Origin of the sequence: Microbacterium sp. (assembly GCF_047602155.1) — a bacterium.
Classification (GTDB): Bacteria; Actinomycetota; Actinomycetes; order Actinomycetales; family Microbacteriaceae; genus Microbacterium.
In genome coordinates, this window is record NZ_JASGHZ010000001.1 from 700,733 (window position 1) to 725,912 (window position 25,180).

The window sequence follows — 25,180 nt, forward strand, 5'->3', positions numbered from 1 at the left end:
GCGCGCGATCTTCAACGACGCGCAGCATCCGTACACGCAGGCGCTGCTGGCGGCGATCCTCGACGAGGGTCCCGCTCGCGGTCCGCTGGTCACGAAGGGAGCGGGGGCATGACCGCGCCACTGCTGGACGTCAAGGATCTCATCGTCGAATACCCCGGCAAGGGCTTCCGTGCGAAGCCGTTCCGGGTGCTGAAGGAGGTCTCGCTCGACATCCTCCCCGGAGAGACGGTGGGGTTGGTCGGCGAGTCGGGTTCGGGCAAGACCACCCTCGGCCGCGCGGCCCTCGGCCTGGCACCGGTCACCGGCGGGTCGATCTTCTTCGACGGCAAGGACATCTCGCACCTGAACCGTGCCCAGCGCCGGGCGCTGAGCTCGGAGATCCAGGTCGTGTTCCAGGACCCGTACTCGTCGCTGAACCCGTCGATGACGATCGAGCAGATCCTCACCGAGCCGCTCACCGTCGCCGGTGTCGCCAGCGCCGAGGCGAAGAAGCGGGTGCGCGAGCTGCTCGACCAGGTGGGTCTGCCCTCCGACGCCCGCGCGCGCCTGCCCCGGGAGTTCTCCGGCGGCCAGCGCCAGCGTGTCGCCATCGCCCGCGCGCTCGCGCTGAGCCCGCGGCTGATCGTCTGCGACGAGCCGGTCTCGGCGCTCGACCTGTCCACGCAGGCCCGTGTGCTCGACCTGTTCATCGAGATCCAGGAGCGCACCGGCGTCGCCTACCTGTTCGTGACCCACGACCTCGCCGTCGTACGGCACATCAGCCACCGCGTGTCGGTGATGTTCCGCGGCGAGATCGTCGAGACCGGCGACGGCGACCGCGTCACCTCCCGCCCCGAGCACCCGTACACGCAGCGGCTGTTCATGGCGGCACCCGTGCCCGACCCCGACAAGCAGGAAGAGCGCCGGGCCGCCCGGCGCGAGTTCCTGGCCGCCGAGGCCGCCGCAGAGTCCGCGCAGGCGGCCGACGCCGCCTGACGGATGGATGCCGGGGTGCCCCGCGTGCGGTGTGACGCGGGCACCCCGGCATCCGTCGTCATCCGCACTCCCCTTCCCGAGAGGACGAAATGACCGAGACACTGACCGGAAGACTGCACGGTCGCGCCGACGCGCGACTGGACGCGCTCGTCGAGCGGCTCGAGGGATTCCTGGCCGCCGACGACGATCTGTCGTTCCAGGTCGCCGCCTACCACGACGGGGCGCTCGTCCTCGACGCGTGGGGTGGCCCGCACCTGGCCCAGGACGCGGTCACGGTGCCCTACTCGGTCACCAAGAACACGATCGGGCTCTCGGTCGGGCTGCTGGTCGAGCGCGGCGCGCTCGACCTCGACGAGACCGTGGCGCACTACTGGCCCGAGTTCGCCGCGCAGGACAAGGAGCACGTGACCGTGCGGCAACTGCTGTCGCACCAGGCGGGGCTGCCCCAGGCGACGCCGCCGCTCACGTGGGACGAACTGCTCGACCACCACGCGGCCGCCGACCGCCTCGCCGCCACCCGCCCGTTCTGGCGGCCGGGCAGCGCCTTCGGCTACCACGCCCTCACGATCGGCAGTCTCGGCGACGAACTCGTCTTCCGCGTCACGGGGCACACGCTCCACGAGTTCTACGAGCGGGAGGTCCGCGCCCCGCACGGCGTCGACTTCTTCCTCGGCCTGCCGGCCGATCAGGAACACCGGTTCGTCCCGCTGCTGCCCCTGGTGCAGCCGGTCTCCGACACCCTCGTGCGCAGCTACTCGGCCCTCGGCCCGGTCGTCTTCGGGTCGATGAGCGACGACGTGCACCTGGCCAACGACCCGCGCAGCTACCGCTATGGGCACCCGGGCGGCTCGGGCACCGGCACGGCGCGGGGTCTCGCGCGCCTGTTCGCGGCCGCCGTCACCGGCGTCGACGGCGGTGCGGCCTTCCTCTCCCCCGACACCGTCGGACGGATCGGCCAGCAGCAGATCCGCGGATACGACGAGGTGCTCGACCAGCAGGGCCGCGCCCATGCCATCGTGTTCCAGAAGCCGTCGCAGCAGCTCGCCTTCGGGGGGCCGCGCTCGTTCGGGCACGACGGCGCCGCCGGCGCGCTGGCCTGCGTCGACCCCGACACCGGGGTCGCGTTCGCCTGGACGATCGCCCGCGGGCCGTGGCCCGGCGGCGCCGACCCGCGCGCCGTCGCCCTCGCCCGGGACCTCGGGCTCGTTCTGGCCGGCTGAGGTCGCCCTGCCCGCCCGCACACCACGAAGGAGTAGGGGAATGACCACGCTGCACAACCCGCTCGTGAACGGCTTCCACCCCGATCCGTCGGTCGTGCGGGTCGGCGACCAGTGGTACCTCGCCACCTCGACGTTCGAGTATCTGCCCGGCATCCCGATCCATCGTTCGCGCGACTTCGAGACGTGGGAGCTCATCGGGCACGTCGCGACCCGCCCCGGCCAGCTCGGCGTCGACGGGGTGCCGACCGGGGGCGGCGCGTGGGCGCCGACGATCCGCCATCACGACGGCCTCTTCCACCTCGTCGTCACCGACGCGATGGGGCGCGGCATGCTGCACTTCACCGCCGCCGACGCCGCCGGCCCCTGGAGCGACGGCGACCTGCTGCTGACGCAGGACGGCTCCGGCACGATCGAGGGCATCGATCCCGACATCGCGTGGGATGCCGGCGGCACCTGCTACGTCACGTTCTCCGGCCTGCAGCTGACGGGCGCGCTGAACCCGAACGCGCCCGCGCACCTCGGCATCCAGCAGGTGCGGGTCGACCTCGACGCGCATCGTGCGGTCGAAGAGCCGCGCTCGCTCTGGTCGGGCACCGGGCTGATGTTCCCCGAGGCGCCGCACCTGTATGAGATCGACGGCGCGTGGTACCTGCTCATCGCCGAGGGCGGCACCGAACGCGGGCACTCCATCTCGGTCGCGCGCGGCCCCGCCGCCGACGGCCCGTTCGAGGGCGCCCCGGCCAACCCGCTCGTGTCGGCGCGTTCGACGCCGCGGCCGATCCAGAACACGGGGCACGGCGATCTCGTCCTGGGCCCAGACGGACAGTGGCTGTGCGTGCTGCTGGGCGTGCGCCCCCGCGGCGGGACGCGGGCGTTCTCCGCCCTCGGCCGTGAGACCTTCGTCACGCCGGTCGCGTGGCGGGGCGGCTGGCCGGCCATCGCCCCGGTGGAGCTGAATCCGCGCCCCGGCACCCGCGTCGAGATCGGCTTCGACGCCCCGCTCGACGAGGAGTGGATCGCCGTCCGGCGCCTGCCCGCGCAGGTCGCGGCGGTGCAGAGCGGGCGCCTGGTGCTGACGGCCGACGGCTCGACCCTGGCCGACGTGCGGCCCGTGTTCGTGGGGCGCCGCCAGGAGCACCTGACCTCGCACACCACCGTCCGCCTCGACGTGAGCGCCGGCACCGGCGGGCTCGCGGTGCGCTACGACGAGCGCTTCCACCTCTCGGTGCAGGCCGGCGACGGCGTCGTCACGGCGCACGCGTCGTTCATGGGACTCGACCAGCAGTGGTCGGCACCGCTGGAGGGCGACGTCGTCGACCTGCACCTCGACTCGGTCCGGCCCGGCCCGGGCTGGCGCATGGTGGCCACGAGCGACGAGTTCGTGCTCGGCTTCACCCCCGCCGGCGGCGCGCGCGTCGACCTCGCCCGGGTCGACGGCCGCTTCCTCTCCTCGGAGGTCGCCGAGTCGTTCACCGGACGCGTGCTGGGCGTGTACGCCGTCGCCGGTTCGGTGGCGGTGGAGTCGTGGATCACCGAAGGAGAAGACGAATGACCGATGCCCCCACTGCCCCGTACATCGCGTCCCTGCGGGCGGAGCTTCGCGACGACACCGCGTTCGTCGCGACCCCGACGCCGCGGCTGACGTGGACCGTCGGCGACGCCGACGGCTGGCTGCAGACATCGGCCGAGGCGACCGACGGCATCGACACCGTCACCCTCGACGGCGGCGACAGCGTGCTGGTCGCCTGGCCGTTCGCGCCCCTGCGGCCGGGCGAGAGCCGCGAGGTGCGCGTGCGGGCCTTCGCGGCCTCGGGCAGTCACTCTGGTGGTCATTCGGGCGGTCGCACCGACTGGAGCGCCCCGCTGCGAGTGGATGCCGGCTTCCTCGGAGGCGGCGAGTGGATCGCCCAGCCCGTCGGCCTCGCGCACCCCGACCGCGAGGCGCAGCCGGCCGTGCTGCGCACGCGGTTCACTCTCGACCGCCCCGTGGCGCGGGCGCTGCTGTTCTGGACGGCGCTCGGCGTCGCCGAGCCGGAGGTCAACGGCATCCCGGTGTCGGACGACGTGCTCGCCCCCGGCTGGACCTCCTACCGCGACCGTCTCGTGCACGAGACGGTGGACGTCACGGCCCTCCTCCAGCCGGGTGAGAACGAGCTGTCGGCGACGATCGCCGGCGCCTGGTACACCGAGAAGTACGGCTTCTTCACGTTCACGAACCGGCTCTACGGCACGTAGCCCGGGCTGCTCGCGCAACTGCGGGTGACCTACGCCGACGGCGCGGTGGCGACCCTCGCCGCCACCGGCGCGAGCTGGGAGGCCGCCGGCGACGGCACGGTCGTCGACAGCGGCATCTACCCCGGCGAGCACCAGGATCTCCGGCGCGTGGCCACCGGCTGGGCACCCGCGCGCATCGGCGCCGCAGCGAACCCCGACTACGAGAACGTCCCGGCCCCCGAGGCGCGCATCGCGCCGCCGGTGCGCCGCGTGCAGACGGTGCCGGTGGCGGCCACGATCCCCACGCCGTCCGGCGGGACGATCCTCGACTTCGGGCAGAACCTCGTCGGACGGCTGCGGGTGCGCGTGCGCGGCGCCGCGGGCGATCGCGTCGTGATCCGCCATGCGGAGGTGCTCGAAGACGGCGAGCTGGCCCTGCGGACTCTGCGCAACGCGGCGGCCACCGCGACGTTCGACCTGTCCGGCGGCGACGACGTGCTCGAGTCGCGGTTCACCTTCTACGGCTTCCGCTACGCCGAACTCACCGGCGCCGACATCGACCCCGCCGACATCGAGGCGGTGGTGCTGCAGAGCGATCTGACCCGGACGGGGTGGTTCACGGCATCCGACGCCCTCATCGAGCGCCTGCACGAGAACGTCGTGTGGGGCATGCGCGGCAACTTCCTGTCGATCCCGACCGACTGCCCGCAGCGCGACGAGCGGCTGGGGTGGACCGGCGACATCCAGGTGTTCGCGCCGACGGCGAGCTTCCTGTACGACTGCGACGGCTTTCTCACGTCGTGGCTGCGCGACCTCGCCGCCGAGCAGCGCCACCACGACGGCGTCGTGCCGGTCGTGGTGCCGGAGGCGCTGCCGTCGTTCGGGCGCGGGGGGCCGATGGCGGCGTGGGGCGACGCGGCGACGGTGCTGCCCACGGTACTGCACGAGCGCTTCGGCGACGCCGGCGTGATCGCCGACCAGTACGACAGCATGCGCGCGTGGGTGGATGCCATGCTCCGCGACGCCGGCTCCACCGGGCTGTGGGCCGGGCGCATGCAGTTGGGTGACTGGCTCGACCCGTCGGCCCCGCCCGACAAGCCCGGCCAGGCGAAGGTCGACAGCGACATCGTCGCCACCGCCTACCTCGCCCGTTCGCTGCAGCTGGTCGCCGACGCCGCGGCGCTGCTCGGCCGCGCTGCCGATGCCGATCACTACGGCGCGCTGGCCGTGCGCTCGCGCGACGCCTTCGTCGCCGAGTACGTGACCCCCGCCGGGCGCATGATGAGCGATGCCCCCACCGCCTATGCCCTCGCCCTGACGTTCGACCTCGTGCGGGAGCCCGCCGTGCGGCAGGCGCTCGGCGATCGACTGGCCGGACTCGTGCGCGAGGGCGGCTACCGGATCGGCGCCGGGTTCGTCGGCGGAGCGCTGGTCACCGACGCGCTCGTCGGCGGCGGGCATCTCGCCGTCGCCGAGCGCCTGCTCACCCAGACCGAGTGCCCGTCGTGGCTGTACCCCGTCACGATGGGGGCGACGACGGTCTGGGAGCGCTGGGATTCGATGCTCCCGGACGGCTCGATCAACCCGGGCGAGATGACCTCGTTCAACCACTACGCGCTGGGCGCGGTGGCCGACTGGCTGCACCGGACGGTCGCGGGGCTGGCTCCGGCATCCCCGGGATACCGGCGGCTGCGCATCGCGCCCCGACCGCTCGCCTCGCTGCAGCACGCGGCGGCTCGGCACCTCACGCCGTACGGCGAGGCGTCGGTCGCCTGGCGGCGCGAGGGCGCGGAGGTCGTCGTCTCGGCGGTCGTGCCGGCGAACACGACCGCCGAGGTGTCGCTGCCGGAGCGGGATCCGTTCGAGGTGGGCGCGGGTGCGCACGAGTGGCGGTTCGCCGCTGCGCCGGCCGTGGTGCGCCCGGCGCTGCCGGGGCTGGAGGCGTCGCTGGCCGACGTGATCGACGACCCGCACGCGTACCGTGCGCTGCTGGACACCCTGGCCGCCGCCGACCCCACCCGCGCCGAGACGGTCCGCGCCGAGACGGTGTGGGGTTCGCGGCGGCCGCTGTCGATGGCGCTCATGTTCACCCCGCCCGACCTGCTGGCCGCCGTCGACGCCGCCGTCCGCGCCGCGACGGCGGAGCGCGCCTGACAGATCCGCCGATCGGTGGCGCACAAGGGGTTCCGCCGATGGGTCGCCTCGCTGATACTCGCGAGGGCGTGCGAAAAGCAGGGCCGATCGACCGAAAGCGGCTCTTCAGAGTGGTCTCAGGCGGTTTCGCCCTGCTTTTGGCACGTGCAACGGGGCAGACGCGGTTCCCGGTCGCCCCGTGAGGAGCGAAGCGACGAGATGCTCTCACCGCTCCGCCCGTTTCGTCTCGCTCCGCTCGCGGGGCGAACGTATCCATCGGCCGAACTTCTCAGACCTTCACTGTCGGAGGCTCTCGGCATAATCGAAGGTATGAACGAGATATCGCGCCGGGCGGGTCCGTCGTTGACGGCGCCGGACCTGGTGATGCTCGACCATCTCGTGACATCCCTGGTCGAAACGCGCCGCGGGATCGCGGCGTTCCAGGCGCTGGAGGCGCAGCTGCTGCACGCCGCGAACACCCTCGCCCAGGAACGGGTGGACGCGTCACGCAGTGACGGTGACCTCCCGATGCGGGACGTCGCCGCCGAGATCGGCGCGGCCCTGCGCGTCTCGGACCGCACCGTGCAACGACAGCTGGGCCAGGCCAGCATCCTCGCCGAACGATTCCCCCGCACACTCGACGCCCTCACGACGGGCCGGATCAGCCGCGCGCACGTGCACGTCATCGTCGACGCCGGGCACCGCATCACAGACGACGAGGTCCGCGCCCGGTTCGAGACCGCCGTACTCACCGTCGCCGAACAAGAATCCCCCTCACGACTGAAAGGCTACGCACGGCTGACCGCGGAACGCCTGCTCCCCCGCACCCTCCAGGAGCGACACCAGGATGCGACCGCGGGCCGCCGCGTCGACGTGTCCGATCTCGACGATGCGATGTCCCAGCTGACCCTCGTCGCCGCATCCACCCTGATCCACGGCATCCACGACCGCCTCACCCACCAAGCCCGCACCGTGACCACGACCGACCCCGACGATCCGCGCACCCTCGACCACCTGCGCGCCGACCTGCTCTGCGACCTCGCCCTGTCCGGCACACCCACAGCACACGAACCCGCACAACTGCTCGGCACGATCACCGCCGAGATCCACGTCACCGTCCCCGCCCTCACCCTCGCCAGCACAAGCAGCCACCCCACCACCCGCGACGGCGTGCTCGACGCTGCACAGCTGGACCCCGCGATGCTCGACGGCGTGCAGCCCGTCGACACCGCGACCGCGCTGCAACTCGTGGGGGCATCCCCCGGGTGGGACCGGGCCCTCACCCACCCGATCACCGGAGCCGTCCTCGCCGTAGACCGCTACCGACCCTCCGCAGACCTCCGCCGCTACCTCCGCGCCATCGACCAACGGTGCCGGTTCCCCGGCTGCATGATGCCCACCCGCCGCTGCGACCTCGACCACATCCACGACGCCGCACGCGGCGGCCCCACCAACGCAGACAACCTCACCGACAAATGCCGCCGACACCACGTCCTCAAACACCACACCACCTGGACCACCCGAAAACAACCCGACGGCACCATCACCTGGACCAGCCCCACCGGACGGCACTACCCCGACCGCACCCCACCCCACGTCGCCTTCACCACCGACACCGATCCACCACCGTTCTGAGACACACGCCCGTGTCATCGACATCGCGAGATGGCAGATTCGGCACCGCATGATCGGTCATACCCGAAACCTAGAACCACGACACATTTCTCAGACACGCCCTACCGGACCGTGAGGATGACGCGCTGGTACGCCTTGAGCGGGTGGGTGGCGGCGTCGTCCAGGGCTTCGGCGATGACGTGGATCGTGTCGCCGGCGCGGGCGTCGGCCGGTATGTGCACCGTCGCCGTAGACCCCGACGCCGGCTCGACGACGGCACCGAGGGCACCCGTGCCGGCCTCGGCGTAGACCCACCACCGCACGGTGACGCCGTCTCCGTCGGGGTCGTCGGCGACGGCAGTCAGCGGCACGGCATCGCCCGCCGCGACAGCGAGGTCGACCCCCGGCGCGACGGCCAGGCGCGGGTGGTGGTTGGCATCCTCGTAGCGGGGCGTGACGCTCCAGCGCAGGCGTCCGGCGAAGTCGGCCTGGGCGTCGGCGAACCACCGCACCACCGACCCCTCGTCGCCGGCAGGAGCAGAGGGACCGGAAGGATCCGAGGGAGCCGATGATTCCGACGAGGCCAGGTCCGGGCGCTGCGCGGCATCCGCCAGCGCCCACGTGTCGACGCCGTCGCCGGTGCGCACGAAGCGCCCGCCCCATCCGCCGTACGACGGATGCTCGTGCGCACGCAGCCCCGGCGTCAGCAGGTTCAGCATGTTCGTGGAGTCACCCTCCGAGATCCACTCGCCGGCCGGCTGCGGCTCCGTCCACACCCGATAGCCCTGCGCGCGCAGTTCGTCGCCGGTCAGGCCCGACAGGTGGAAGTAGTCGGTCACGTCGCCGGGCACCATCTGCCGCCCGTCGCCCCACACGCGATACAGCGCCCCCAGGGCCCTGCGCTCGTGACGTTCTCGCGCATCCATTCGGCACCGAGCAGGTGCCGATCGGCGGGGCGAACGGTCTTGCGCGCCAGGTATCCCCAGGCGAGCGTCGCGACCTCGATCGTGCGGATGCCGGGCCACACCGGCGCGATGTAGTCGTCGTAGGTGGGATCCTGCGAGGCGAACTTGGTGATGACGGCCTTGGCCGACACGGCGGCGTGCACGGCATCCCACGAAGGCGTGTCGCGGAACCGCTCCTCGATCGACATCAGCGCGCGGGCGACGGTACTCGGGCCCGCCCACAGCTGCAGGAACAGCGGTCCGGGCCGATCATCGAGCAGTGCGCCTGCGATGAGCTGCGAGCCCGGCGACTCGGCCGACGTGTCGCCCTCGAAGTCGACGTTGCCCTCGCGGATGAGCGCGCGCAGGTGCTCGGGGCTCGGGTAGCGCGCGTCGTGCACGACGAGGTTGTCGTAGACCGCGGCGTACGCGTCGACGGCGTCGTGGATGAACCGCTCGCCCTCGGCCCAGCGCCACGACGTCTGCGGCTGGTCGTACTCGCGGCCGGGCAGGAAGAACGTCGTCCCCGTGCCGTCGCCGCGCCAGTGGAAACGGCTGGACGCGTAGACCAGCCCCTCGATCTCGACCTCGTTGCTGTACAGCAGGAAGCGGATCAGCGAGTTGAGGTCGTCGAGCTCGGGGTCGGTCGTGACGATCGTGCGCGGGCGCGTGGTCGCCGCGGCACCCGCGGTCACGATGCCGCCGCCTCGCCGGACGATGCCCGCCACCGCTCGAACTCTGCGAGCTTGAGATAGAGATCCTCGAACATCAGTCGCGTGTCGACCCACGTGTACACGCGCATCGGGCGCGCACCGGGCACGTCGAGGTACGCGCCGTCATCGCCCAGCGCCGGCGTGGGCCGCACCACGTGGCGGCTCGAGGACGGGTCGGGCTCGAACAGCGACTGCAGCACGGTGAGGAGCACGAGGGGCGAGTCGCCGAGGGCGTAGGTCTCCGCCGCTCCGCCGAGATACGTCGCCACCATGCGGAAGACGCTCGCGACCTCCTCGTACAGGTAGCGCCCGAGCGGCCCTGCCGCGGCGACGCGGATGCGCAGCTCGGCATCCGACACGAGGCACTGCCGATAGACGTCGCGCGGGATCTGCCACAGCGGGATGTCCGAGTCGCCGAAGACGACCTGACCCGCGACGGGATCGATGAGCAGGTTGTACTCGACGGGCATGGCGCCCGGGGGCGGCGCCGCGAGGCCGTCGTGCTCGGCGCCGCCGATCCACACGAGCGTCAGGCGCTCGGCGATGCGCGGCTCGATCAGCCACGCCGAGGCGATGTCGGTGAGGCCGCCTCCGGCGAGGTAGAACAGCGGCGTCGAGACGTCGTCGCGCATCGCCTCGGCGATGATCGCGTCGACGGCGGATGCCGGCCGCGCAGTGCGCCGGTCGGAGAGCGGTTCGTCGGAGCCGGTCACGATGGTCTCGGCCGCGGTGAGTCCCATCCGCGCGAACACGTCGTGCGCGACGAGTGCGGCGTTCTGCGCGCTGCGGCCCGACGGGTCGAAGGGGTCGCCGGCGCGCAGGTGGGACGCGACGACGAGACGGATGTCGACGCTCGGCGACAGCAGGTGATGCACGAGCTGGTAGAGATCGTCGGGGTCGCCGGAGAAGTCGTTGTCGATGATGACGCGCGCCCGGGCGGGGACCTGCCGGCGGGATCTGCTGCCAGGGCGCGGTGCCCAGCGTCCAGGTCGGGCCGATCGGAGCGCTCTGCTCGTTCGGAACTCTCGTCATCGTCGACTCCCCTCCGCCACCGCCCGGCGGCATCACCGATGCCCCCGACGCTATCACCGGTTGACCAATTTTGGGGAGCGTCGCGCGACGATGCCCCGTGCCGCCGGATCAGAACCAGCGCGGAATCGCCGGGATCTCCACGGTCGCCGTGAGACCCTTCGGCGCGCCGGCGCCGTGCCCACGCGCGAGCCAGCGCGCGAGGTCGGCCGTGCGGCCCGCGACCTCGGGGCCTCCCGATCCGAAGCTGCGGATGCGGTCATCGCCGTCGCGATCGGTCTTCACGACGGTGAGCGCGACCTCTTCGCCGCGCCGCGTCCAGACGCGGAAGACGTCGTCGATGATGCGGTCGTTCAGGTCGGCGGGGAAGTCGTGGAACGAGCCCCCGTTGCCGAGGTCCACGGCATGGATCCAGACCTCCTTCGTCCGCATCCACGCGGTCTCGCTGACCGGCACGGTGCGCCCCTGCGCGGTCACCACCCTATGGTCCCAGGCCGCACCGTCCAGGTCGCGCCATTCGACGCTCAGATGCACGGCAGAGTGCTCGACGAGATGACGCAGCGCCCGGCACGGCAGGGTGGACCCGAACACGATCTCATCCCAGCGCTGCGTGTCGGAGTCGTACATCGGGGTCTCGACCCCCGTGCGCGCCCATTCGACGAGCCGGGCGACCCCGCGCGCGTTGTAGCCGACGTGCGCGATGAGGTGCCGCCGCGACCACCCGGGAAGAAGGCACGGCGCGTCGAAGTCGTCGTCGCGCAGTTCCTGCAGCTTCCGCAGGAAATAGGCGGTGCCCTGACGCGCCAGCAGCAGCTCCGCGTGCGGGGCGGCGTCGGCGTCGTAGCGCGCGCCGGCACCGAGGCGCTTGCGCAGCGCCTCCTGTTCCGGCGACAGCGCCCCGCTCATCGGGGCGATTCCGCCGCCACGGCGTTGCGCAACGTGCCGATGCCGTCGATGCTGATGCTGACGACGTCGCCGTCGGCAAGGTACTCGTGCGGATCACGCGCGTGGCCGACCCCGCCGGGCGTGCCGGTGAGGATGATGTCCCCCGGGCGCAGCGTCGTGATGGTGGAGATGTACGAGACGAGCTCGGCGGGGTCGTGGACGAGGTCGTGGATGTCGCCGCGCTGCTTCTCGACGCCGTTGACGGAGGTCGTGAGCGCGGCATCCGCGGGGATCTCGTCGGCGGTGGCCAGGACGGGCCCGAGCGGCGTCGAGGCCTCCCACATCTTCCCCTGCAGCCACTCGCGCGTGCGGAACTGCCAGTCGCGCATCGACACGTCGTTCGCGATCGTGTAGCCGGCGATCGCGGCCGCCGCGGTCTCACGGTCGGCCCGGCGCACGGTGGCGCCCACCACGACCACGAGCTCGCCCTCCCAGTCGACGCTGTCGCTCTCGGGCGGCAGGGCGATGGCGTCGCCGTCGCCCAGGAGTGTGTCGGTGAACTTGGCGAACAGCACGGGATGGTCCGGCAGCGGCCTTCCCATCTCCAGGATGTGCGCCCGGTAGTTCAACCCGACGCACACGATCTTTCCCGGCGCCGTGATCACCGGGGCGAAATCCAGGTCGGCGGCGGCGAGCGTCTCGCCGTCGATCGCCGCCGCGCGCTCCAGCGCATCCGCGGCCAGCACGGCGCCCACATCGGCATACCCGTCGAGCACGACGGCGGTGTCGCCGTCGATCCGCACGGCTGCCGTGGTGTCGCCTCGGCGAATGGTGGCGAGTTTCATCGATCTTCTCCTTCGACCTGCAGACGGTAGAGTCCGAGGCCCTCGAAAATAGGGGTGTCACTGAAATGGAAGAGGTCCAGCCCCGATTCTGCCGTGACGGCGTACCGGCACCAGCTCGGCGCCACGAAGATGTCCCCGTGGCCGACCCGGTGCTCGGTGCCGTCGAGCTCGATCGTGCCCTCGCCCTCGAAGACCTGGAACACGTTCGACCCGACCTCGCGACGGGGCGTCGTGCGCACTCCGGGGCGGAGGCGGTGGAACTGGGCGCGGATCGTCGGCATGACATCGCCGCCGGTGGTCGGGTTGATGTAACGCACCGCGGCATGTCCCGGTTCGATCGTGGCGGGCTGACCCTCGTCCTCCAGGAGCAGCTGGTCGGTCAGTGCGGCATCCGTGTTCTCCCAGCGGTAGGCGCCGATCGGGCTCGAGACCGTGTTCTGCAGCCCCGACAGCGGACGCAGCCCGGGATACGACCACAGCCGCTCGCTCCGGGAGAAGTCGGGGGTCGCATAGTCGGTGACCCGCTCCGTGCCGAACTCGAAGAAGCCCGTGTCGAACTGGTAGGCGAACGGGATGTCGAGGCCGTCGATCCACGTCATCGACTCGTCGGTCTCGTTGTGGTGCCCGTGGAAGTTCCAGCCCGGGGTGAGGAGGAAGTCGCCACGGCTCATCCGGACCGGGTCGCCGTTGACGACCGTCCAGACGCCCTGACCCGAGGTCACGAAACGGAATGCGTTCTGGGAGTGGCGATGCTCGGGCGCGGTCTCGCGGGGGCCGAGCTGCTGGATCGCCGCCCACAGCGTCGGGGAGATATACGCACGACCGCCGAGGCCCGGATTGGCGAGGCCGATGGCCCGGCGCTCGCCCCCTCGCCCGACCGGGACGAGATCGCCGGCGCGTTCGGCGAGCGGCTGCAGCTTCGACCACCGCCACAGCCACGGCAGCGCCTTCGGGCGCGGGACCATGGGCATGAGGTCGTCGAGCTGCGTCCAGAGCGGAATGAGGTGTTCCTCCTCGAAGCCGCTGTAGAGGGCGCGCAGCTCGGGCGTGTCCTCGGGCTGCATCGCATTGTCGACATCCGTGTGACTCAAGCTGCTCTCGTCCACCCGCGGTCCTCTCGCCTGTTCCCGCCACGATATCGAGAGTGCTTGCGTGCAGCGCAAGCATTTCCGGAACTATTGCGCTATCCACAGGGTCTCGGCAGCGCATCCTCCCGCACGACGATGTCGATGCCAGGGTCGCCGCGTGATCGGCCGCAGTGCGACGGACCTCACTCAGTGCGCGGGTTCCGCGGCGAGGCGGCGGGATGCCGTTGCCATGTGCACGGCCATCGCCGAGGCCGCGGCATCCTCTTCGCCCGCCGCGACCGCGTGATGGATCGCGTCGTGCTCGGCCAGCGCCGCGCGGGCCTCGTCGTCGTCGCGCACGGCGCGGTCGGCGTAGACCTGCAACAGCGACCGCACGACGTTCAGCTGGTCGACGAGCGTCTCGTTGCGCGAAGCGGCGGCGAGGGCGTTGTGGAAGTCGAGGTCGGCACGGGCGAAGGCCTCCAGTTCGCCGACGCTCGCGCGCATCCGGTCCAGGGCGCCGCCCAGCGCACGCAGGTCGTCGGCGTCGGCGCGCGCGGCCGCCAGGCGCGCGACGTAGATCTCGAGCCCCGAGCGCAGCTCGAGCAGCTCCGCCGTGTTCTGCTCGCCGATGAGCAGCCCCCAGCGCAGCGTCTGCGGCAGCAGATCGCTCGCCCGCCCGCGCAGGTACGTGCCCGACCCCGGCCGCACATCGACGATGCCCAGGATCTCCAGCGCGGCCAGAGCCTCGCGCACCGCCGAACGCCCGACGCCGAGCGTCGTCGCGAGCTGGCGCTCCGGGGGCAGCCGCGTACCCGCCGCGATCGACCCGCCGGTGAACAGGTCGAGCAGGCGCCGCACCACTTCCGAGACCGGGCTTCCCGACGGAAGGGCGCTCAGCGCGGCCGCGATCTCGTCGGAGCGGTCACCGGGATAGGCGGGCATGGGGACAACATACTCGCAAAGGTCCGAAAAAGGGCTTGCAATTGGTCAACCGGTTCGACAATATGGTCGCAGGCACACACGCGGATCACTGCACGCCGGTCCGCGGAACCAGCGCCGTCGATGATCAGGAGTCACTGTGGACGACACTCTCACCACCGAATCGAATCCCGTCGCCCGGTCCGCCATCCGCAAGGCGACCCGGCCGGTCTCGTCCGGCACCCAGAACGGCGTCTCGCCGCGGGAGAGCGGGCGCTGATGACCCGGCTCTGGAACGACCCGGCATCCTTCGCGGATGAGATGATCGACGGCTTCGTCGCGGCCAACGGACGGTACGTGCGGCGGGTGCCGGGCGGCGTGGTGCGCAGCACCGTGTCGCCGGCCGGCCAGGTCGCGGTGGTCGTCGGCGGCGGCTCGGGCCACTACCCCGCCTTCGGCGGGCTCGTCGGGCAGGGCCTCGCGCACGGCGCGGCGATGGGGAACCTCTTCGCCTCGCCCTCGACGCAGCAGATCGTCTCGGTCGCCCGGGCCGCCGACCTCGGCGGCGGCGTGTTCTTCACGTACGGCAACTACGCCGGCGACGTGCTGAACTTCGACGCCGCCCAGGCGAAGCTGCGCGGCGAGGGCATCGCCTGCGAGACCGTCACGGTCACCGACGACATCTTCTCGGCGCCCCCCGACGAGAAGCACCGCCGCCGCGGCATCGCGGGCGACCTGACGGTGTTCCGCACGGCGGCAGCCGCCGCCGAGGCCGGCTGCGACCTCGCCGACGTGACCCACGTCGCGCGGCTCGCGAACGAACGCACCCGCACCTTCGGCGTCGCGTTCACCGGCTGCACCCTGCCCGGGGCGCCGGAGCCGCTGTTCACCGTGCCGGAAGGGCGCATGGCGATCGGCCTCGGCATCCACGGCGAACCGGGCGTCGACGAGACCGACATCCCGACCGCCGACGGGCTGGCCGAGCTGCTCGTGAGGCGCCTCCTCGCGGAGCGGCCGGACGGTGCCGACGGCCGCGTCGTGCCGATCCTCAACGGCCTCGGGTCGCTCAAGTACGAGGAGATGTTCGTCGTCTATCGGCGCATCGCGCAGCTGCTGGAGGCGGCCGGGCTCGAGATCGTCGACCCGCACGTCGGCGAATACTGCACGAGCTTCGACATGGCCGGCACCTCCCTCACCCTCTTCTGGCTCGACGACGAGCTCGCGCAGCTGTGGGAGACCCCGGTCGACACGCCCGCCTACCGCCGCGGCGCGGTCGCCGCCGCCGAGCGCATCGCCGACACCGGCGCCCACACCGAGACGAGGGATGCCGTCACCCCCGGCGACCCGGCATCCGTCGAGGTCGCCGCCACCGTGCGCGCCGCCCTGGAGGCGATCGTCGCGACGGTCGACGCCCACGTCGACGAGCTCGGCCGCATCGACGCGATCGCCGGCGACGGCGACCACGGCATCGGCATGCAGCGCGGATCGCACGCGGCCCTCGCCGCCGCGACCGCCGCGGCCGAGGCGGGCGCCGGCGCGGGCACGACCCTGGAGCGGGCCGCCGACGGCTGGTCCGACCGCGCCGGCGGCACGTCGGGCGCCCTGTGGGGCGTGATCCTGTCGTCGGTCGCAGCCCACCTCGGCGACGCCGGCACGCCCTCGGCCGCCGACGTCGCGGCCGGGGTGGCGGCGGGCACGGCCGGCGTCATGGCCTACGGCAAGGCCGAGGTCGGCGACAAGACCCTCGTCGATGCGCTGGTGCCGTTCTCGGCGACCCTGGCCGCTGCGGTGGATGCCGGCGCCTCCCTCTCCGACGCCTGGCAGCAGGCCGCCGCCGCCGCGACCGCCGCCGCCGCCGCGACCGCCGACCTGCTCCCGCGGATGGGGCGCGCCCGCACGCACGGCCAGAACAGCGTCGGCACGCCCGACCCGGGCGCCCACTCGCTCGCTCTCATCGCGACCGCCATCGGCGACCTGCTCGCCGCCTCCCCCGACACCGAACGGAACTGACATGCCCGCACCTCTCCGCATCGTCATCGGCTGCGACGACGCCGGTTACGACTACAAGGAGATCCTCAAGAGGGACCTCGAAGCCAGCGACCTCGTCGCCGCGGTCGCCGACGTCGGCGTCGACGCCGACGGGCACACCCCGTATCCCAAGGTCGCGATCGAGGCCGCCGAGCGCGTCGCCGCAGGCCTCGCCGACCGCGCCCTGCTCATCTGCGGCACCGGCCTCGGCGTCGCGATCGCGGCGAACAAGGTGGCCGGCATCCGGGCGGTGACGGCGCACGACTCGTTCTCGGTGGAGCGCGGCGTGCTGTCGAACAACGCGCAGGTGCTGACGATGGGCCAGCGCGTCGTCGGCATCGAGCTGGCCCGGCGCCTCGTCCGCGAATGGCTGACCTACCGCTTCGACGAGTCCAGCGCGTCGGCCGCTAAGGTCGCTGTCATCGACGAGTACGAGACCACCGGATCCTGCTGATGCCGCGGGTGACGGTCGGCGTGAGCCTGAAGGCGTACTTCGGTCGCCGCCAGGCGCGCATCTGGTTCACGCAGGTCGCCGCGCGCGCCCGCAGCCACGATGCGGTGCGCTCCGGCGCCGTCGAGGTCTTCGTCATCCCCACCTACCTGCAGCTCGAAGACGCCCGCGGCTGCTTCGAGGGCACCCGCATCGCCCTCGGCGCGCAAGACGTGTCGGCGTATCCCGCCGGCGCGTACACGGGCGAGATCACCGCCGCCGAGCTCGCAGAGTCGGGCGTGACCCTCGCCGAGATCGGGCACGCCGAGCGCCGTCGCCTGTTCGGCGAGACCGACGCCGACACCGCCGCCAAGGCGACGGCCGCGCTGAGTGCGGGCATCACCCCGGTGCTCTGCCTCGGCGAGACGGAACGGATGGATGCCGCGGCCGCCGCCGCGGCGACCGTCGCGCAGCTGCACGCGGACCTCGACGGCGCTCCGGCCGGCCGGGTCGTCGTCGCCTACGAGCCGGTGTGGGCGATCGGCGCACCCGAGCCGGCGCCCGCTTCGCACATCGTCGCCGTCGCCCGGGCGCTGCGCGCCGCCCTGGATGCCGACGCCGCGCGCGCCGGCTCGACCGTCATCTACGGGGGCTCGGCCGGCCCCGGGCTGCTGACCCGCCTCGGCGACGACGTCGACGGCCTGTTCCTCGGCCGCTTCGCGCACGACCCCGACGCCTTCGCCGCCGTCCTCGACGAGGCCGCCGCCCTCGCCTCCCGCCGCGGAGCACAGCCCCCGGTCGTTGAGCGAGGAGCGCAGCGACGAGACGAAACGCCCCGACCGACGAGTACGCGCTCATGATCGGCTTGGGCACCTACGCCTTCTTCTGGCAGCACTCCGACCGCGTCGCCGAGCCGCTGTCGCTCATCGGCGCCTTCGAGGCGACGCGCGAGCTCGGCGTCGACCTGTTCCAGATCTGCGACTACGCTCCGCTGCTCGAGATGTCGGCGCCCGAACTGCAGGATGCCGCCGCCGCGGCCCGCGACCTGGGTCTTGCGATCCAGCTCGGCACGAAGGGCGTCGAACCCGCGCACCTGCGCCGGTTCCTCGGCCCCGCGGAGGTGTTCGATGCGCGCCTCGTGCGCAGCATGCTGTACGGGCCGGGCTCGCGCCCCACGCTCGACGAGGCGCGGACGTGGCTCGAGGCCGCGCTCGGTGCCTACGAGTCCGCGGGGGTCACCCTCGCCCTGGAGACCTACGAGCAGGTCGCCACCGCCGACCTCGTCGCACTCGTCCAGGACATCGGCGACCCGCACCTGGGCGTCTGTCTCGACCCGGCCAACGTCGTGGCGCGGCTCGAGCTGCCGCGCGACTGCGTGGAGTCGGCGGTATCCGTCGTGAAGAACGTGCACGTCAAGGACTTCGCCTTCGCCCGCCAGGCCGGGTGGGTCGGCTTCACATATTCCGGTGCACGCATGGGCACCGGACTGCACGACTATCCGCACCTGCGCGAGACCGTCCGCCCGCACGAGCGCGGAATCGACGAGATCGTCGAGCACTGGCTGCCCTGGCAGGGCGATGCCAAGACCACCATCCGAACCGAGCGGGACTGGACCCGCGCCACCCTGGAATATCTGAGGAGCACACCATGAGCCACAAGATCGCCGTCTTCGGCGCCGGCGGAAAGATGGGCACGCGCGTGTCCAACAACCTCGTGAAGACCTCCCACACGGTCTGGTACGTCGAGAACTCGCCCGCCGGCCAGGAGCGCGTCGTCGCCGCCGGCCGCGAGCTGTCCGACGCCCAGGCCGCCATCGCCTCGGCCGAGATCGTCGTCCTCGCCGTCCCCGACCTCGCGCTCGGCCCCGTCACGGCAGACCTCGTGCCGCAGCTGCGACCGGGCACGATAGTGCTGACGCTCGACCCGGCCGCCGCCTACGCGGGCCTGCTCACGACCCGTGACGACGTCATCCAGGCGGTGGCGCACCCGTGCCACCCGTCGGTGTTCCTGGAGCGCACCTCGAAGGAGGAGTGGGCCGACACGTTCGGCGGCATCGCGGCGCCGCAAGACGCCATCGCCGCGATCGAGAGCGACGACCCCGCCAAGAAGGAGATCGTCGAGGAGACCGTGCGCGCGATCTACGCGCCGGTCCTCGACGTGCACTGGGTCACCGTGAAGCAGCTCGCCCAGCTCGAGCCGACCCTCGTCGAGACGGTCGCGTGCATGATCGGCGCCCTCCTGAACGAGGCGCTCGACGAGGCCGTCCACACGATGGGCGTCCCCGAGGCGGCGGCCCGCAGCATCCTCTACGGGCACACGCAGGTGGCGCTCGCGAACGGGCTGCGCGGCGACAACCCGTTCAGCGACGCGTGCCTCATCGCGATGGACTACGGCCGCGAGAGCATCATCAAGGACGACTGGAAGAAGATCTTCCGCGACGACGAGCTCGACAAAAACCTCGCCCGCATGCTCCACCTCGACCACACCGAGCGCTGAGATGGGCCAGCTGGAGGGAAAGACCGCGCTGGTCACGGGCGCAGCGCTCGGCATCGGACTGGCGGTGGCGCAGCGCTTCGCCCGCGAGGGCGCACGGGTCGTACTCGCCGACCGCAACGGCGAGGGCGCGGCGCAGGCCGCCGCCGCAATCGGGGCGGCGGCGCGCGCCGTGACGATGGACATCTCCGACGAGCGTGCCGTCGCCGCGGGCTTCGCCGAGATCGAGGATGCCGGCTGGGCGCCCGACGTCGTCGTCGCGAACGCGGGCGTGCAGTTGTTCGGTCAGGACGCGCCGGCCGCCGACCTCGACCTCGACATCTGGCGCCGCACGATCGACATCAACCTCACCGGCACGTTCCTGACGGTCAAGCACGCCGTGCGGTCGATGCTGCGCAGCGGCGCGGCCGACCGGCCGGCCGGCGCGTCGATCATCCTCACCGGGAGCCCCACCGGGGTCAACGGCGAGGGGAAGGACTTCACCGCCTACAGCGCCTCAAAGGCCGGCATCCATGGACTGGGACGCACCGTCGCCGCGGCATATGCGTCGCGCGGCATACGTGTCAACACGGTGCAGCCGGCGTACACCGAGACGCCGCTCGTCGCCGCGATCACCGAGGATCCGCAGTCGCGTGCCGCGATCGTCGGGCGCATCCCGATCGGCCGGGCCGGGACGCCCGCCGATGTCGCGGGGATCATGGTGTACCTCGCTTCGGACGACGGTTCCTTCGCGACCGGCGCGATCTTCCAGGTCGACGGCGGCATGACCTCCCTCTGAGACACCCCCGGTCGTTGAGCGAGGCGCCGCAGGCCACCGGTCGTTGAGCGACGCGCCGCAGGCCACCGGTCGTCGAGCGACGCGCCGCAGGCCACCGGTCGTCGAGCGAGGCGCCGCAGGCCACCGGTCGTTGAGCGAGGCGCCGCAGGCCACCGGTCGTTGAGCGAGGCGCCGCAGGCGCCGAGACGAAACGCCCCACACCCACCGGAGAGGAACCCCACGATGTGGACCCGCAAGCATCGCGACCTGCGCGCGCTCGGCGACTGGACGTTCGAGCTGCGCGGCGACGAACTCGCCGATCTGCGGCGAGACGGCCGCCCGGTGCTGCGCAGCATCCGCGCCGTCGTGCGCGACCGCGACTGGGACACGGCGCCGCTCGTCGTGGACCGCGTGCACGCCACCGACGCCACGCTGACGCTCCACGTGCGCTCGGACGGGCTCGGGTCGTCGTTCCGGGGAGTCGTGCGGGCCGAGGCGCGCGGCGACCGCTTCGTCGTGACGGCCGACCTCGAGAGCGCGCAGCCGTTCGACACGAATCGCACGGGCCTCGTCGTGCTGCATCCGCCGCGCATCGCGGGGGCGGCGATCGACGTGCTGCACGGCGACGGGACGACCGAGCGCACCGTGTTCCCCGTGGCGATCAGCCCGCACCAGCCGGTGTTCGACATCGCCGGGCTGGCGTGGCAGCACGACGGCCTGTCCGTGGCCGTGCGCTTCGACGGCGACGTGTTCGAGATGGAGGACCAGCGCAACTGGACCGACGCCTCGTACAAGACCTACAGCCGCCCGCTCGCACTGCCGTTCCCGTACCGGGTGGATGCCGGCGAGCGCATCGTGCAAACGGTCACCGTGCGCGCGGTCGCCGTCGCGGGCGGCGCGGGGCGGCCCGGCGATGGGCCCGCCGTCACCGTGCGGGCCGGCACCGGGCGGCCCGACACTGTGCCGGCGGGCGCCGTCGCGGGCGGCGCGACGCCGGCAGCGCCGGAGGCCGTCATCTCGCTGACGCCCGGCGGCGCCTTCCCCGCCGTGTCGGTGGGCGTGGCGACGGCACCCGCCCCGGCACCCGTCGCCGGCGCCCCGGCGCCGGGTTCGACGCGCCTCGTCGAGCTCGACCTCGCCTGGGTCGGATGGCCCGCCGCGCTCGCGCGGGCGGCGGGCGCCGGGCTCCCCCTCGACGTGCGCCTCGTCATCGCCGACGCCGATCCGGCCGGGTCGGTCGCCACGGCGGCGGCCGCGCTGGCCCGGCACGGCATCGCACGCGTCGCGGCATTCTGGCCGACCGGGCCCGCGCAGCACGTGTCGGATGCCGCGGCCACCGCTCTCCTGCGCGCGGCGCTGGCCGAGGCCGGCATCCGTCCCACCGTCGTCGGCGGTGCCCGCTCGCACTTCACCGAACTGAACCGCGAGCAGCACCGCCTTCCGGCCGACCTCGACGGCATCGTCTTCAGCGTCACGCCGCTGTTCCACAGCCTCGACACCGAGCAACTGGTCGAGTCCGTCGCGATGCAGCGACTCGTCGCCGGGCAGGCGGTCGGCATCGCCGCCGGGCGTCCGGTGCACATCGGACCGATCACGTTGCGCCCGCACTTCAACAACGTCGCCACGACGCCCGCCCCGCTGCCGGCGACCGACGACCTGTCGGGCGGCTACGGACCCGAGCTCGAAGACGCCGACGATCCGCGACACGACGCACCCGAGCTCGCCGCGTGGACGATCGCGAGCGCGGCCGCTCTCGCCGTGCCGGGCGTCGCCTCGCTGTCGTACTTCGAGGAGTGGGGTCCGCGCGGCATCCGCACCTCAGAGGGCCGCGACCGGCCGGTCGCGGCAGCGGTGCGGGCGCTCGCCGGGCTCGACGGCGCCGAGCTGCTGCACGGCGCGAGCCCCGACGGCCTGGTCTGGGCCGTCGGCGCGCGCCGTCCGGACGGCGCCGAGACGGTGCTCGCGGCAAACCTGGATGCCGCCGCGCGCACGGTCGAGATCGCCACGCCCAACGCCACGCCCGACGCCACGCCCGACGGCCGCCGCCGCATCCACCTCGCCCCCGGCACCTGGGCGACGCTGAACTGACTCCGGCCGCATCCCTCCGGCGTCCCGCGTCGCGACCGGCCGCATCGCCTCCACCACCCCTCCCACCCCACGTCGCGACCGGCCGCCTCGCCTCCACCACCCCCTCCCACCCCACGTCGCGACCGGCCGCATCACCTCCACCACCCCCTCCCACCCCACGGCGCGAAAAACGGAGATGTACCCCAAAAACGGACGCCGTGGGCCATCGGCATCCGTATTTCACGACATATCCGTTTTTCGCGACGCGCACCGTAGCGCCGAGACGCGCAGGATGCCGACGCGTTCGCAGGATGCCGACGCGTCCGGCGGATGCCGCGGCGCCACACCGGACGCCGCAACACACGCCGCCGCCGCAGCACACGCCGCCGCCACGACGACCCGCATCGCCTCCGTCATCCCCTCCCACCCCACGGCGCGAAAAACGGAGATGTGCCCCAAAAACGGACGCCGTGGGGCATCGGCATCCGTTTTTCACGACATATCCGTTTTTCGCGGCAGGCGCCGTCGCGCCGCCTCCATGTGGCATGCCGTGCTACGCTGTGCCACATGGAGGCGGCGCACGAGGTCAACCAGCGCGATCTGCGCATGCGGTCGCGAGAGATCATGGATGCCGTGGAGCGCGGCGAGTCGTTCACGGTGACGCGCGACGGCCGCCGGGTCGGCGAGCTCATCCCGCTGCGGCGTACGCACCGGTTCGTCTCGCGCGACGACTTCGCCCGCGGATCGCGGAACATGCCGGTCATCGATCCGGCACGCTTCCGTGCCGACCTCGACGCTGTGATCGACGGCGGAATCGACGACCCGTACGCGCGAGCCGCGCGGTGACCGCCGAGGGGATGCTCGACACGAACATCCTGATCCTGCGGTCACGGATCGACCCGCGAGACCTGCCCGACCGTGCGGCGATCAGCGCCGTCGCGCTCGGCGAGCTCGCTGCCGGCGTGCACCTCGTGCGCGCCGATGCGCCGGACGCCGACGTCGTGCGCGCCGAGCGCATCGCCCTGCTGCAACAGGCGGAGGCCGAGTTCGACCCCGTCCCCTACGATGCCGCCGCAGCGCGGATGTACGGACGGATGTGCGCCGCAGTAGCGCGACTCGGCCGGATCCCGCGGGCCCGCGCCGCCGACCTCATGATCGCCGCGACCGCCGCGACCGAAGCGCTGCCGCTGTTCACGACGAACCCTGACGACTACCGCGGCCTGGACGCGCTCGTCGACATCGTCGCCGTGCCGCGCCCGGCATCCGACCGGCGCTGAGGTCCCGCGCATCACGTCGCGAAAAACGGAGATGTACCCCAAAAACGGACGCTGTGGGCCATCGGCATCCGTATTTCACGACATATCCGTTTTTCGCGACGCGCACCGCAGCGCCGAAACGCGCAGGATGCCGACGCGTCCACCGGATGCCGCACGGCGGATGCCACGGCGCCACACCGGACGCCGCCGCACACGCTGCCGCCGCGACAACCCCCATTGCCGCCGCCGCGACCGGCCGCATCACCTCCACCACCCCTCCCATCCCACGTCGCGAAAGACGGAGATGTACCCGAAAAACGGACGCCGTGGGGCATCGGCATCCGTATTTCACGACATATCCGTTTTTCGCGACGTGCACCCGTAGCGCCGGGACGCGCAGGACGCCGACGCCTCCACCGGATGCCGCACGGCGGATGCCGCGGCGTCCGGCGGATGCCACACCGGCTTCCGCCACGGCGGACGCCACACCGGATGCCCCGGCGTCAGCCGCCGGTCGAGGCGCGGACGACCAGCTCGGGCCGGAAGCGCACCTGGCGCGCGGGCGCGGACCGGTCGCCGAGAGCCGACAGCAGCAGCTCGACGGCGGTCGCGCCGATCTCGCGGGCGGGCTGCCGCACCGACGACAGCGGCACGATGGTCGCCTGGGCGAAGTCGATGTCGTCGTAGCCGATCAGCGCAAGATCCTCGGGCACGCGCACGTCGCCGAAGATCGCGACCCCCTGCAGCATCCCGACCGCGAGCAGGTCGTTCGCGCAGAAGACGGCATCCGGGCGGTCCTGCGCGTCGCGCTGCGCGACCTTCTCGCCCGCCGCGCGCCCGGCCAGCACGGTCAGCGACTTCGAGCTCGATGACCTCGAGCGTCGCATCGGGGACCGCCGTCAGGGCGCGCCGCGCCCCTTCGAGCCGGTCGGCGACCTGCCTGATCGCCAGCGGACCCCCGACGAACGCGATGCGACGCCGGCCCTGCGCCAGCAGATGCGCGACGGCGAGCTGTCCGCCCTCGATGTCGTCCACGGCGACCGACGGCAGGGCGCCGTCGGGGTCTTCGGCGTCGACGAGCACGAGGGGGATCCCCGCATCGGCGAGCTGACGCACCGGCAGCGCGTCCAGAGAGGTCGGCGTCAGCAGCACCCCGTTGACCCGCTGTTCCCGGAACAGGTCGAGGCAGGCGGCCTCGCGCACGCTCGACTGGTCGCCGTTGCCCAGCAGCACCGCCAGCCCGGCCTGCGCGGCGCGGTCCTCCGCCCCGCGCGCGACCTCGGCGAAGAACGGGTTCGCGCTGTCGAGCACGACGAGCCCGATCGAGCGGCTGCGTCCGACGCGCAGCTGACGGGCGGCATCGTTGCGCACGAACCCGAGTTCCTCGATCGCCGCGTGCACGCGCGCGACCGTCGCCGCGGCGACCTTGTCGGGCCGGTTCAGCACGTTCGAGACGGTGCCGACCGAGACGGATGCCGCAGCCGCGACATCCTTCACACTCACTGCCACCGCGACCCCCGCCCTGTGCTGCGCGGCCCCGCCGACCACCGGGCGAAGCGTCGCGTCCAGACTACCGCTTGAAACGATTC

20 protein-coding genes and 3 pseudogenes are annotated in these 25,180 nt (G+C 72.4%); 15 read left to right on the forward strand and 8 right to left on the reverse strand.

What is annotated here, in order from left to right:
- The first annotated feature begins 108 nt into the window (after positions 1 to 108).
- The 6 genes and pseudogenes from QM720_RS03285 to QM720_RS03310 all read left to right on the forward strand — a co-directional run bounded on the left by QM720_RS03285 (position 109) and on the right by QM720_RS03310 (position 8,177).
- On the forward strand, positions 109 to 975 hold the full coding sequence (locus tag QM720_RS03285; RefSeq protein ID WP_415124731.1) for an ATP-binding cassette domain-containing protein: 867 nt from the start codon (positions 109 to 111) through the stop codon (positions 973 to 975).
- Between the two features lie 89 nt (positions 976 to 1,064).
- A complete protein-coding gene (locus QM720_RS03290; protein ID WP_415124732.1) occupies positions 1,065 to 2,195 on the forward strand; it encodes a serine hydrolase domain-containing protein in 1,131 nt (376 codons plus the stop codon).
- 40 nt (positions 2,196 to 2,235) lie between these two features.
- On the forward strand, positions 2,236 to 3,747 hold the full coding sequence (locus QM720_RS03295; protein ID WP_415124733.1) for a family 43 glycosylhydrolase: 1,512 nt from the start codon (positions 2,236 to 2,238) through the stop codon (positions 3,745 to 3,747).
- Positions 3,744 to 6,050, forward strand: a pseudogene (locus QM720_RS03300) (family 78 glycoside hydrolase catalytic domain); the annotation flags it as partial. The gene QM720_RS03295 and the pseudogene QM720_RS03300, both read left to right, overlap by 4 nt.
- A complete protein-coding gene (locus QM720_RS03305; protein WP_415127793.1) occupies positions 6,036 to 6,563 on the forward strand; it encodes an alpha-L-rhamnosidase C-terminal domain-containing protein in 528 nt (175 codons plus the stop codon). The pseudogene QM720_RS03300 and the gene QM720_RS03305, both read left to right, overlap by 15 nt.
- Before the next feature lie 309 nt (positions 6,564 to 6,872).
- The gene (locus tag QM720_RS03310; RefSeq protein WP_415124734.1) at positions 6,873 to 8,177 is read left to right on the forward strand and encodes a DUF222 domain-containing protein; all 1,305 of its coding nucleotides are present in this window, start codon (positions 6,873 to 6,875) and stop codon (positions 8,175 to 8,177) included.
- A 101-nt stretch (positions 8,178 to 8,278) separates the two neighbouring features.
- On the opposite strand, the gene QM720_RS03315 is transcribed toward QM720_RS03310, so the two are convergent.
- The 7 genes and pseudogenes from QM720_RS03315 to QM720_RS03345 form a co-directional block, all read right to left on the reverse strand.
- Positions 8,279 to 8,875 (reverse strand): hypothetical protein, encoded by a 597-nt coding sequence (locus QM720_RS03315; RefSeq protein WP_415127795.1) that lies wholly within the window; start codon positions 8,873 to 8,875, stop codon positions 8,279 to 8,281.
- Positions 8,864 to 9,888: pseudogene (locus tag QM720_RS03320) on the reverse strand (DUF1593 domain-containing protein); the annotation flags it as partial. The gene QM720_RS03315 and the pseudogene QM720_RS03320, both read right to left, overlap by 12 nt.
- Complete coding sequence (locus QM720_RS03325; protein ID WP_415124735.1) at positions 9,792 to 10,688, reverse strand: nucleoside hydrolase; 897 nt, start codon at positions 10,686 to 10,688, stop codon at positions 9,792 to 9,794. The gene QM720_RS03325 and the pseudogene QM720_RS03320, both read right to left, overlap by 97 nt.
- 265 nt (positions 10,689 to 10,953) lie before the next feature.
- Positions 10,954 to 11,748, reverse strand: coding sequence for a maleylpyruvate isomerase family mycothiol-dependent enzyme (locus tag QM720_RS03330; protein ID WP_415124736.1), 795 nt, complete (start codon positions 11,746 to 11,748; stop codon positions 10,954 to 10,956).
- Entirely contained in the window at positions 11,745 to 12,572 is an 828-nt protein-coding gene (locus QM720_RS03335) for a fumarylacetoacetate hydrolase family protein (protein WP_415124737.1), read from the reverse strand. Before QM720_RS03335 ends, QM720_RS03330 begins: the two co-directional genes overlap by 4 nt.
- Positions 12,569 to 13,636 carry a cupin domain-containing protein gene (locus QM720_RS03340; RefSeq protein ID WP_415127797.1) on the reverse strand — a complete coding sequence of 356 codons (1,068 nt, stop codon included), beginning with the start codon at positions 13,634 to 13,636 and terminating at the stop codon, positions 12,569 to 12,571. Before QM720_RS03340 ends, QM720_RS03335 begins: the two co-directional genes overlap by 4 nt.
- Positions 13,637 to 13,846: 210 nt before the next feature.
- Positions 13,847 to 14,584: a FadR/GntR family transcriptional regulator gene (locus QM720_RS03345; RefSeq protein WP_415124738.1), complete on the reverse strand. Its 738-nt coding sequence runs from the start codon at positions 14,582 to 14,584 to the stop codon at positions 13,847 to 13,849.
- A 255-nt stretch (positions 14,585 to 14,839) separates the two neighbouring features.
- Between QM720_RS03345 and QM720_RS03350 the strand changes: the two genes are divergently transcribed.
- From QM720_RS03350 to QM720_RS03390, 9 genes are all read left to right on the forward strand, one after another.
- Positions 14,840 to 16,570 carry a dihydroxyacetone kinase family protein gene (locus tag QM720_RS03350; protein ID WP_415124739.1) on the forward strand — a complete coding sequence of 577 codons (1,731 nt, stop codon included), beginning with the start codon at positions 14,840 to 14,842 and terminating at the stop codon, positions 16,568 to 16,570.
- Position 16,571: 1 nt separating this feature from the next.
- Positions 16,572 to 17,042, forward strand: a complete 471-nt coding sequence (locus QM720_RS03355; RefSeq protein WP_415124740.1) for a ribose-5-phosphate isomerase — start codon at positions 16,572 to 16,574, stop codon at positions 17,040 to 17,042.
- Positions 17,042 to 17,878, forward strand: coding sequence for a triose-phosphate isomerase family protein (locus QM720_RS03360; protein WP_415124741.1), 837 nt, complete (start codon positions 17,042 to 17,044; stop codon positions 17,876 to 17,878). Before QM720_RS03355 ends, QM720_RS03360 begins: the two co-directional genes overlap by 1 nt.
- On the forward strand, positions 17,875 to 18,669 hold the full coding sequence (locus QM720_RS03365; RefSeq protein WP_415124742.1) for a TIM barrel protein: 795 nt from the start codon (positions 17,875 to 17,877) through the stop codon (positions 18,667 to 18,669). The genes QM720_RS03360 and QM720_RS03365 overlap by 4 nt, the downstream gene beginning before the upstream one ends.
- Positions 18,666 to 19,514, forward strand: coding sequence for a phosphogluconate dehydrogenase C-terminal domain-containing protein (locus tag QM720_RS03370; RefSeq protein ID WP_415124743.1), 849 nt, complete (start codon positions 18,666 to 18,668; stop codon positions 19,512 to 19,514). Before QM720_RS03365 ends, QM720_RS03370 begins: the two co-directional genes overlap by 4 nt.
- Position 19,515: 1 nt before the next feature.
- Positions 19,516 to 20,289 (forward strand): SDR family NAD(P)-dependent oxidoreductase, encoded by a 774-nt coding sequence (locus tag QM720_RS03375; protein WP_415124744.1) that lies wholly within the window; start codon positions 19,516 to 19,518, stop codon positions 20,287 to 20,289.
- Between the two features lie 222 nt (positions 20,290 to 20,511).
- Positions 20,512 to 22,356 (forward strand): hypothetical protein, encoded by a 1,845-nt coding sequence (locus QM720_RS03380; RefSeq protein ID WP_415124745.1) that lies wholly within the window; start codon positions 20,512 to 20,514, stop codon positions 22,354 to 22,356.
- Positions 22,357 to 22,902: 546 nt separating this feature from the next.
- A complete protein-coding gene (locus tag QM720_RS03385) occupies positions 22,903 to 23,181 on the forward strand; it encodes a type II toxin-antitoxin system Phd/YefM family antitoxin (protein ID WP_415124746.1) in 279 nt (92 codons plus the stop codon).
- Entirely contained in the window at positions 23,178 to 23,612 is a 435-nt protein-coding gene (locus QM720_RS03390; protein ID WP_415124747.1) for a type II toxin-antitoxin system VapC family toxin, read from the forward strand. The genes QM720_RS03385 and QM720_RS03390 overlap by 4 nt, the downstream gene beginning before the upstream one ends.
- 482 nt (positions 23,613 to 24,094) lie before the next feature.
- Here the strand turns inward: QM720_RS03390 and QM720_RS03395 are convergent.
- A pseudogene (locus QM720_RS03395) lies at positions 24,095 to 25,100 on the reverse strand (LacI family DNA-binding transcriptional regulator).
- Positions 25,101 to 25,180: the final 80 nt, after the last annotated feature.

What these genes read in the sequence shown, in the direction of transcription:
- QM720_RS03285 (WP_415124731.1), top strand. Translation starts at nt 109, where the DNA reads ATGACCGCGCCACTGCTGGACGTCAAGGATCTCATCGTCGAATACCCC.
- QM720_RS03335 (WP_415124737.1), bottom strand. Translation starts at nt 12,572, where the DNA reads ATGAAACTCGCCACCATTCGCCGAGGCGACACCACGGCAGCCGTGCGG.
- QM720_RS03380 (WP_415124745.1), top strand. Translation starts at nt 20,512, where the DNA reads ATGTGGACCCGCAAGCATCGCGACCTGCGCGCGCTCGGCGACTGGACG.
- QM720_RS03365 (WP_415124742.1), top strand. Translation starts at nt 17,875, where the DNA reads ATGATCGGCTTGGGCACCTACGCCTTCTTCTGGCAGCACTCCGACCGC.
- QM720_RS03350 (WP_415124739.1), top strand. Translation starts at nt 14,840, where the DNA reads ATGACCCGGCTCTGGAACGACCCGGCATCCTTCGCGGATGAGATGATC.
- QM720_RS03295 (WP_415124733.1), top strand. Translation starts at nt 2,236, where the DNA reads ATGACCACGCTGCACAACCCGCTCGTGAACGGCTTCCACCCCGATCCG.
- QM720_RS03355 (WP_415124740.1), top strand. Translation starts at nt 16,572, where the DNA reads ATGCCCGCACCTCTCCGCATCGTCATCGGCTGCGACGACGCCGGTTAC.
- QM720_RS03345 (WP_415124738.1), bottom strand. Translation starts at nt 14,584, where the DNA reads ATGCCCGCCTATCCCGGTGACCGCTCCGACGAGATCGCGGCCGCGCTG.
- QM720_RS03375 (WP_415124744.1), top strand. Translation starts at nt 19,516, where the DNA reads ATGGGCCAGCTGGAGGGAAAGACCGCGCTGGTCACGGGCGCAGCGCTC.
- QM720_RS03330 (WP_415124736.1), bottom strand. Translation starts at nt 11,748, where the DNA reads ATGAGCGGGGCGCTGTCGCCGGAACAGGAGGCGCTGCGCAAGCGCCTC.
- QM720_RS03340 (WP_415127797.1), bottom strand. Translation starts at nt 13,636, where the DNA reads ATGCAGCCCGAGGACACGCCCGAGCTGCGCGCCCTCTACAGCGGCTTC.
- QM720_RS03315 (WP_415127795.1), bottom strand. Translation starts at nt 8,875, where the DNA reads ATGCTGAACCTGCTGACGCCGGGGCTGCGTGCGCACGAGCATCCGTCG.
- QM720_RS03360 (WP_415124741.1), top strand. Translation starts at nt 17,042, where the DNA reads ATGCCGCGGGTGACGGTCGGCGTGAGCCTGAAGGCGTACTTCGGTCGC.
- QM720_RS03290 (WP_415124732.1), top strand. Translation starts at nt 1,065, where the DNA reads ATGACCGAGACACTGACCGGAAGACTGCACGGTCGCGCCGACGCGCGA.
- QM720_RS03310 (WP_415124734.1), top strand. Translation starts at nt 6,873, where the DNA reads ATGAACGAGATATCGCGCCGGGCGGGTCCGTCGTTGACGGCGCCGGAC.
- QM720_RS03370 (WP_415124743.1), top strand. Translation starts at nt 18,666, where the DNA reads ATGAGCCACAAGATCGCCGTCTTCGGCGCCGGCGGAAAGATGGGCACG.
- QM720_RS03385 (WP_415124746.1), top strand. Translation starts at nt 22,903, where the DNA reads ATGGAGGCGGCGCACGAGGTCAACCAGCGCGATCTGCGCATGCGGTCG.